The 9,129-nt window shown below is 55.9% G+C and carries 6 protein-coding genes; 1 reads left to right on the top strand and 5 read right to left on the bottom strand.

The genetic code is table 11. The features are described 5' to 3' along the window. The first annotated feature begins 51 nt into the window (after positions 1-51). Positions 52-984 (top strand): MBL fold metallo-hydrolase, encoded by a 933-nt coding sequence (locus ACSZO1_RS20645; RefSeq protein WP_437616006.1) that lies wholly within the window; start codon positions 52-54, stop codon positions 982-984. 76 nt (positions 985-1,060) lie between these two features. Here ACSZO1_RS20645 and serS read toward each other — a convergent pair whose 3' ends face one another. The 5 genes from serS to lrp all read right to left on the bottom strand — a co-directional run bounded on the left by serS (position 1,061) and on the right by lrp (position 8,613). Continuing rightward, positions 1,061-2,353 carry a serine--tRNA ligase gene (gene serS, locus ACSZO1_RS20640; protein WP_437616004.1) on the bottom strand — a complete coding sequence of 431 codons (1,293 nt, stop codon included), beginning with the start codon at positions 2,351-2,353 and terminating at the stop codon, positions 1,061-1,063. 107 nt (positions 2,354-2,460) lie between these two features. Further along, positions 2,461-3,804, bottom strand: a complete 1,344-nt coding sequence (locus ACSZO1_RS20635) for a replication-associated recombination protein A (protein ID WP_437616002.1) — start codon at positions 3,802-3,804, stop codon at positions 2,461-2,463. Between the two features lie 7 nt (positions 3,805-3,811). Further along, a complete protein-coding gene (gene lolA / locus ACSZO1_RS20630) occupies positions 3,812-4,423 on the bottom strand; it encodes an outer membrane lipoprotein chaperone LolA (RefSeq protein ID WP_437616000.1) in 612 nt (203 codons plus the stop codon). 87 nt (positions 4,424-4,510) lie between these two features. Continuing rightward, positions 4,511-7,999 carry a DNA translocase FtsK 4TM domain-containing protein gene (locus ACSZO1_RS20625; protein WP_437615998.1) on the bottom strand — a complete coding sequence of 1,163 codons (3,489 nt, stop codon included), beginning with the start codon at positions 7,997-7,999 and terminating at the stop codon, positions 4,511-4,513. A 119-nt stretch (positions 8,000-8,118) separates the two neighbouring features. Further along, entirely contained in the window at positions 8,119-8,613 is a 495-nt protein-coding gene (lrp, locus tag ACSZO1_RS20620) for a leucine-responsive transcriptional regulator Lrp (RefSeq protein ID WP_017347019.1), read from the bottom strand. Positions 8,614-9,129 lie beyond the last annotated feature (516 nt).

Raw genomic sequence — 9,129 nt, 5'->3', positions numbered from 1 at the left:
CCCGGCTGATCGAAGAGATGCGAAACTGTGATCGAACTTCGATGCCAATCCGTGATCGTTCAGAGCGGAATACGCACACTGGCGCTGTCTGCCGCGGTTACACCGCTGGATCAACAGGCACCGGGTTATTACCGTATGACATTAGGCAAACTGCGCATCACCGCCGTCTCTGATGGCACGGTGACCGTACCGCTGGATAAATTACTGACCCACATTTCGCCGCAACAGCTGAAAGAGCGTATGGCCAGTGATGCCATGACGCCACAGGCAGAAACCTCGATTAACGCCTTTGTGATCGACAACGGTCAGCAGCAGGTGCTGGTGGATGCCGGTGCGGGCGATCTGTTTGGTCATAACGGCGGCCATCTGCTGGAGAACCTCGCGGCAGCAGGTTATCCGGCGGACAGCATCGATGCCGTGCTGTTAACCCATGTACATGCTGACCACTCCGGCGGCGTATCACGCAATGGCAAGCCCGCCTTCCCACATGCGCGTGTGTATGTGGCACAGCAGGATATCGATTTCTGGTTAACCCCCGCAAACAGCAGCAAAGTGGAAGCCAGCCAGCGCCACACCTTTGCAGAATCGGAACAAACACTGCGCCCGGTGATAGCGGCCGGACAGCTGGTCACCTTTACCCCACCCGCCACCGTATTTGCCGGAATAAAAGCCGTGCCTGCCGCCGGACATACACCAGGCAGCGTACTGTATGAAATCGAAAGCGATGGCCAGAAGCTGGTGCTGTGGGGGGATATTATTCATGCCAAAGCGGTGCAGATGCCTGACCCGCATGTGGCGATCCACTTTGATGTTAATCAGGCACAGGCCGTGCAGACACGTGAAAAAGTGCTGGCACAGGCGGCACAGCAGGGTTACTGGGTCGCGGCGGCCCATATCGCCTTTCCTGGACTGGGACATGTGCAAAAGGAGGGTAGCGGCTACCGCTGGGTCGCGGCAAATTACACCACTCAGCTGGCGCATTAATCTCATCCCTCTCTGGCAGGCATAAAAAAACCCGCGGGCTTTCACCTGCGGGTTTTCTGCTGTCAGTACCGGTTTATCAGCCGATAAATTCCAGACCTTTCATATACGGGCGCAACACTTCCGGCACCTGGATACGACCATCAGCCTGCTGATAGTTTTCCAGTACCGCGACCAGCGTACGGCCCACAGCCAGACCAGAACCGTTCAGGGTATGTACCAGACGCGGTTTCTTGTCCGTTTTGCTGCGGCAGCGCGCCTGCATACGGCGAGCCTGGAAATCCCACATATTGGAGCAGGAAGAGATTTCACGGTAAGTGTCCTGCGCAGGCAGCCACACTTCCAGGTCGTAGGTTTTGGTTGCACCAAAGCCCATGTCGCCAGTGCACAGCAGCACTTTACGGTATGGCAGGTTCAGCAACTGCAGCACTTTCTCCGCATGTCCTACCAGCTCTTCCAGTGCGCCCATGGAATCTTCCGGGCGCACGATGTGCACCATTTCCACTTTATCAAACTGGTGCATACGGATCAGACCACGGGTATCACGACCGTAAGATCCCGCTTCAGAGCGGAAACATGGCGTATGCGCGGTCATCTTCAGCGGCAGTGATTCTTCTTCCAGAATCTCGTCGCGTACCAGGTTGGTCAGCGGCACTTCAGACGTCGGGATCAGGCCATAGCTGCTGGTTTCTGCCTCTTCCGCCAGCGGGCGGGTGTGGAACAGGTCTTCGCCAAATTTCGGCAACTGACCCGTACCAAACAGAGACGCCTGGTTGACCAGGTACGGTACAGCAGTTTCCAGATAACCGTGCTGCTCAGTATGCAGGTCGAGCATAAACTGGCTCAGGGCACGGTGCATCAGGGCGATCTGCCCCTGCATTACGACAAAACGTGCACCGGTCAGTTTCGCGCCAGCGGCGAAATCCAGTCCGCGCGCCATCTCACCCAGTTCAACGTGGTCACGTACCGGGAAATCGAACTTGCGTGGTTCACCCCAGCGGCTGATTTCCTGATTCTCGCTGTCGTCTTTGCCCAGCGGGACTTCATCGGCTGGCAGGTTAGGCATGGTCAGCGCATAGTCACGAATGGTGTTCTGCAACTCGTCCAGTTCAGACTTAGCAGCGTCCAGACGTTCGCCGAGCGCGTTCACTTCCAGACGCAACGACTCGATATCTTCCCCGCGCGCTTTTGCCTGACCGATGGATTTGGATCGGGAATTACGCTCAGCCTGCAGACTTTCGGTTTCGACCTGCAGCACTTTACGACGCTCTTCGAGGGAGCGCAGTTGTTCCACATCCAGTTTAAATCCTCGGCGTGCCAGTTTTTCAGCGACTGCGTCTGGCTCGTTACGCAGCAGATTGGGATCGAGCATGCTTATCCTGTGCTTATTGTGGTTGAGTAAACGATAGAAGGGACGCATCCACACCTGTGGCGAATGCGTTGAATTCCTTGAGATACAACCTTACCGCAACGCCTGAATCAGCGGTAGCGTTTTGTCGGGCTATTTTGATCCTGTTCAGTTAGCCAGGCGAGCTTTTCACCAATTTTGCCTTCCAGACCCCGTGAAGTCGGCTGGTAGTAACGCGTGGCGGCCATTTGTGGCGGGAAATAGTTCTCACCGGCGGCATAGGCATTGGGTTCATCATGCGCATAGCGATACTCGGCGCCCAGCCCCATCTCTTTCATCAGCTTCGTCGGCGCATTACGCAAATGCTCCGGCACATCATAATCCGGGCTTTCACGCGCGTCGCGCATCGCTGCTTTAAACGCGGTGTATACCGCATTACTCTTCGGCGCACAGGCCAGATAGACAATCGCCTGGGCGATGGCGCGTTCACCTTCTGCCGGGCCAACACGGGTAAAACAGTCCCAGGCGGCAATCGCCACCTGCATACCGCGCGGATCAGCATTGCCGACATCTTCGGAAGCAATCGCCAGCAAACGGCGCGCCACATACAGCGGGTCGCCGCCAGCGGTGATAATACGCGCATACCAGTACAATGCGGCGTCCGGCGCGGAACCGCGTACTGATTTATGCAACGCAGAAATCAAATCGTAATAGCGGTTGCCCTTGTTATCGAAGCGTGCGCTGCGCTCACCGGATACCTCATTCAGCAACTGTGGTGTGAGTACCCGCTGACCGGCGGCATCGCTTTCGGCCATATCGGCCATCATTTCCAGCGTATTCAGGGCCCGGCGCGCATCACCGTTCACCAGCTCGGCGATCATCGCGCGGGTATTGTCCGGCAGGACGATATCCTGCTGACCGTAACCGCGCTCTTTATCGCTCATCGCCTGCTGCAACACCTGTTCAATATCAGCATTGGTCAGCGATTTCAGCAGATAGACGCGCGCCCGCGACAGCAGTGCAGAATTCAGTTCGAAGGAGGGATTCTCGGTGGTCGCACCGATAAAGGTAATGGTGCCATCTTCAATATGCGGCAGAAAAGCATCCTGCTGGCTCTTGTTGAAGCGATGCACCTCATCGACAAACAGAATCGTGCGGCGACCCGCGTTGCGGTTCTGGCGTGCCCGCTCAATCGCCTCACGAATCTCTTTTACACCGGACGTCACCGCGGAGATACGCTCCACATCGGCCTGGCCATAATGACCAATAATCTCCGCCAGCGTGGTTTTCCCTGTCCCTGGCGGTCCCCATAAAATCATCGAGTGCAGATGGCCCGCTTCAATGGCGCGCGGCAACGGTTTGCCTGGCGCCAGCAGATGCTGCTGCCCGATATATTGCGCCAGCGTCGCTGGCCGCATGCGCGCGGCCAGTGGCTGAAACTCGTTATGGGAAAAATCCAGAGACAGATTACTCACTTACACCTCACTGACGCTGATCGTCAACCGTCACGCCTTTTGGCGGGGTAAAGGTAAACTTATCCGCACTTAGCGTGCCATTTTGCTGCGCCTTCAGGCTGTAGGAACTGCGCTGACCATCCTGTTCCACCGCGCTGAACTGGTTAATCGTTCCCGCCGTGGACACATTGATGGTGAACTGTTTCAGGTTGCCCGCCGGATTTTTCGGCGTCAGCTCGAAGCTGTCACCCTGCTGTTTAATATTGTACTGCTGCCAGTCGCTCGCCTGGTTACGCGCAATCAGCATAAACGGCGTGTTGCTGGTGGCATCTTTCAGCCAGCTGGCGCTCACCTGCTCGACAAACGGATTATAGAACCACAGGGTTTTACCGTCAGAGATCAGCACGCTTTCATCCGGCGCGGTCATGTGCCAGTTAAACAGGTTCGGGCGCTGTACCCACAGTTCACCTTCGCCATCCTGTACCGAGGAACCACTGGCATCGGTCACTTTCTGCGTGAAACTGGCGTGGAAGCTTTTCACTTTACCCAGACGTTGCTGCAAATCACCGGAAGCATCCGCCAGTACGCTGGCTGAAGTCAGCGCGCTCAGCAGGCAGCAGGAAAGTAATAGTTTTTTCATTACAACAGATTCCTTTTTAAACAACGTTCAACGGGCCAGGCAAGCCTGGCCCGTCCTGGGTATTAAGACAGCGGAAAATGCGCTTTATTACATATCATGTGATGGCGGAGCCAGAACCTCACGGTTACCGTTGTGACCCGGTGCCGAGACAATCCCCTGCATTTCCATCTGCTCAATGATACGTGCCGCACGGTTATAGCCGATACGGAACTGGCGCTGCACACCGGAAATAGACGCGCGACGTTTATCCACCACAAACGCCACCGCCTGGTCGAACAGCGGGTCCAGCTCGTCATCGCCTTCAAGGCCGAGACTGCCGTTTTCGCTATCCTCACCCGCCGTGATGCTGTCGATATACTGTGGACGACCGCGCGCTTTCCAGTCCTGCACCACAGCGTGGACTTCTTCATCACGCACAAACGCGCCATGGACACGCACCGGCATTGACGAGTTCGGCGGCATATACAACATATCACCCATACCGAGCAGCGATTCTGCGCCACCCTGATCGAGAATGGTACGTGAGTCAATTTTACTGGAGACAGTGAAGGCAATACGCGTCGGGATATTGGCCTTAATCAGACCCGTAATCACATCCACCGACGGACGCTGAGTCGCCAGCACCAGGTGAATACCCGCAGCACGCGCTTTCTGCGCCAGACGAGCGATCAGCTCTTCCACTTTCTTACCGACCGCCATCATCAGGTCAGCGAACTCATCGACCATCACCACGATATACGGCAGTTTTTCCAGCACTGGCGGCGTGGTATCCATACTGTCGCCGGGCTTCCAGAACGGATCGGGAATAGGTCGGCCCATCGCTTCTGCCTGTTTCACTTTCTCGTTGTAACCGGCAAGGTTACGCACGCCAAGCGCTGACATCAGCTTATAGCGACGCTCCATTTCACCCACACTCCAGCGCAGCGCATTGGCGGCATCTTTCATATCGGTGACCACTTCGGTCAGCAGATGCGGAATACCTTCGTAAACCGACAGCTCCAGCATTTTCGGGTCAATCATAATAAAGCGCACATCTTCTGGCGTCGCTTTATACAACATACTGATAATCATGGCGTTAACGCCGACCGACTTACCGGAACCGGTCGTACCGGCCACCAGCAGGTGCGGCATCTTCGCCAGGTCCGCCACTACTGGCTGACCGGAAATATCTTTCCCCAGCACCACCGACAGCGGCGATGGATTATCGCGGAATTTAGCGCAGTCCAGCACTTCACGCAGGTACACCGTCTGACGATGCTTATTCGGCAGCTCAAGACCGACATAAGGTTTACCCGGAATAACCTCCACCACACGCACCGCCACCGCGGAGAGTGAACGCGCAAGGTCACGCGACAGGTTAGAGATACGCGCCGCTTTCACCCCTGGCGCCAGATCCAGTTCGTAACGTGTAATCACCGGACCAGGCGAGGTGCCAACCACTTCCGCTTTCACCCGGTAATCCGCCAGACGCGCTTCCACCAGGCGTGCGGTCTGTTCAAGCGCGAACATATCCACCGGCTCTTCTTCTTCCGGTGGTGATGTCAGCAGGTCGAGTGTCGGTAATGGCGTCGCCGGTTTCTGCAGTGGCTGCTCATGACGCATCAGGAACGGATGGATCAGGCTGTCAGCTTTCGGCTGCTGCGGCTGGGCCGGAGCGGCACTCTGCTGTGCAGCGAACGCCTGCGGAGCTGTCTCATGCTGCTGCGCAGCAAAAGGTTGTTGTGGTTCAGCAGGTTGCTGCTGCGCATACACCGGCTGGGACGTACTGACCTGAGGTGCTGCAGACGCGGCCTGCTGCCAGCTGGCGGCAGACTGTGGCTGATACGGCGGCTCATCGTCTTCAGCGACCGCATCCAGGGTAAACAACGGCTCAGCTGGGCCATCATCCACCAGTTGCTCCATCGGCGAGAATTCGAACGCCGCGGACGTGTCGAGGTTAAAGGTCGGGCCGTCATCGTCGTCAGTCTGCTCACTATAGCGTTGCTGCTGTTGCTCGGCGAACTGACGCGCCAGCATCGCCTGTTGCAGCGCCTCTTCATCCTCTTCTTCCGCCGCAAAGTCAGAGCCATAACGCTGCTGCTGTTGCGCCATAAAGGCTTCACGCAGATACGCTTCGGCAATCTGTGATGCTTCGTCATCATCAACAGCATCAGTGGCGTTCTGACTGAGTTGCTCCTGCTGGCGCAGTTGCTCTTCTCTCGCCTTCTCTTCCGCCATACGCTGCGATGGCAGCTTGATGCCATAAGACGCCAGCTCACGACGCGTCGGCAGCCTGACCGGGTTCGGTCGCGGCAGTTCCGGACCAATACCCTGTTTCACCTGCGGATTACCATCAGTATCGCTGACCGCACTGAACACTGGCATAAATGGCGCAGCAGCACCTGCCACCTGGCCTGCCGCCGCCAGCGGATCATCTTGCGCGGGCATAAAATCAAACGGTGAAGGCGCTGCGGACGGCATATCACGCCAGTTGCCCAGCTGCGGCCCCTCGTCTTCATCAGCCACAGGCTGCACCGGCGCCGGGGTTTCCTGTGGCATTTCAAAGCGGTACAGCGGCGGTGAAGCAGGCGGTGCTTCAGGCTGAAGCGCTGCATCCGTCATCGCTGACGCAGCCTGCTGCGTCGGTGCCGGCGCAGCGGCAAAAGGATCATCCTGCTCAACGGACGGCGTCACAGGTACAGCTGTCTCCGGCGCAGTAAACTGCACTGGCGGCGGATTCTGCACAGCGGTGTTGGCTGCTGCACTGGCTGACGCAGCAGCGCTGGCCGCAGCAACCGCGCTGGCGGTAGCAGCAGGTCTGGCGAACAGTGGGTCCTGCTCAGCATCATCCTGCTCATCAGCAAACATTTTCTTCGGCTTCGCCAGCAACACATCATCGTCATCGCTGTCCACCGGCGTGGTTTTCAGCAATGGCGCTTCCTGCGGCTCATCGTCTTCTTCATGCCACTCGTCGTCGCGGCGTGAGCGATTGCTGGCAAACGTCAGCACGCCCATCACCACACCGCCAATTTTTTCTGCGATCGTCAGCCACGACCAGCCGGTATACAGGGTTAAACCCGCCGCCCAGACGCACAGCAGGGTTAACGTGCCACCCGCGCCGCTAAAATACGGCGCCATCGCATTACTGACCAGGCTGCCAATCACACCGCCGGACGCGAAATACCAGATATCGTCGGCGTTAATCGCCGCCAGGCCGCAGGTGGTAATCACCAGTGCCAGCACGCCAATCAGACGCAGGGCCACCGCAAAGTAGTCGATGTAATCCCGCTCATCGCGCTGACGGAAGGTAATCCAGCACAAGCCAAGAATGACCGGAGGAATGGCGTAGGCCATCACACCAAAAATGAACAGCAGGGTATCTGCCAGCCAGGCGCCAACGGTGCCGCCCAGATTGTGGATAGGTTCATGCCAGGCGGTCTGTGACCAGCTGGGATCGGAGGCATTGAAGCTCAGCAAAGCCACCATCAGGTAGACGGCGAAAAGAGCAACAATGATCAGCAGCGCTTCAAGCAGACGACGTCCGCTACTAAGCGGCTGCAGGGATACTTCTTTGTCTTCTGTATATTCCTGGCTCAAGAGGACTCTCCAGGTGCCTGTAAACTTGGAAGGCAACAGCGTCGGGCCTTCCCGACGCTGAACCTGTATGAATTCACAGGAGTGTACCGAACTCTGTCAGGTTTTGCACCTGCCCTGTGTTAACGCGTTTTAATGACTAAACGGTTACTTTGTTTCACTTCTTCCATGACCACATAAGTACGGGTATCGTTCACGCCAGGCAGTCGCAGCAAGGTTTCACCCAGCAATTTGCGATACGCTGACATGTCTGGCACACGCGTTTTCAACAGATAGTCGAAGTCGCCGGAAACAAGGTGACACTCTTGAGTTTCCTCAAGTTTTTGCACGGCGGCGTTAAATTGTTCAAACACATCGGGCGCGCCACGATTCAGAGTAATCTCAACGAACACCAGCAGTGATGCATCCAGATAGTGTGGATTCAGCAGTGCGGTATAGCCAAGAATAAAACCCTGTCGTTCCAGACGACGTACACGCTCAAGACACGGCGTTGGCGATAAGCCAACACGCTTGGAAAGTTCGACGTTAGAAATACGTCCATCCTTCTGCAGTTCATTCAGGATGTTACGGTCAATTCTGTCGAGGTCTTTTCCGGGGCGTTTTTTATTGTCTACCATTATTATTGTCTCTCTTAATTCCTTCCCTTAACCTGCCGCACCCTGCAAAACATCATTGTTGCAGGGTTGTCTGAAGTGAAGACTTGAGTCTGTTGCTGATTCTAAGCGCCATCTGTATGACGCATGTTGTCTGTCCACACCATGCGTCATGACCAATGACAGACTGAGTTTATTCGGAGAATGACACCAGTTCCGGGGTGAAACCCCGCAGTGCTGCCCTAAATACCCTCTGCTTCCTACAATGTTTTCGCAAAAGCACAGCCGATTGTCAAAGTAAAACACACAAAATCAGTACAACATGCCAAAACGCCCGCTGCGTGACTGTTTTTTAATGACAATTTTGCCTTTTTTGACTACTTACGCGGCGGTTTTCTGCTCATTTTTCCTGCGATTAATCCTGGACTGGTGATCCATCGGTAAAATCTCTTACACCGATTGCTAAGGAAGGTGCGATTTAATCGTCAATTATGAGAACATAACTCTTTCTTTGACATAGACTTTTCACGATGCCCGCTC

This window comes from Erwinia sp. V71, assembly GCF_965644245.1.
GTDB lineage: Bacteria > Pseudomonadota > Gammaproteobacteria > Enterobacterales > Enterobacteriaceae > Erwinia.
The sequence above is the reverse complement of the archived record's forward strand: the minus strand, read 5'-3'. Positions and strand labels throughout refer to the sequence as shown.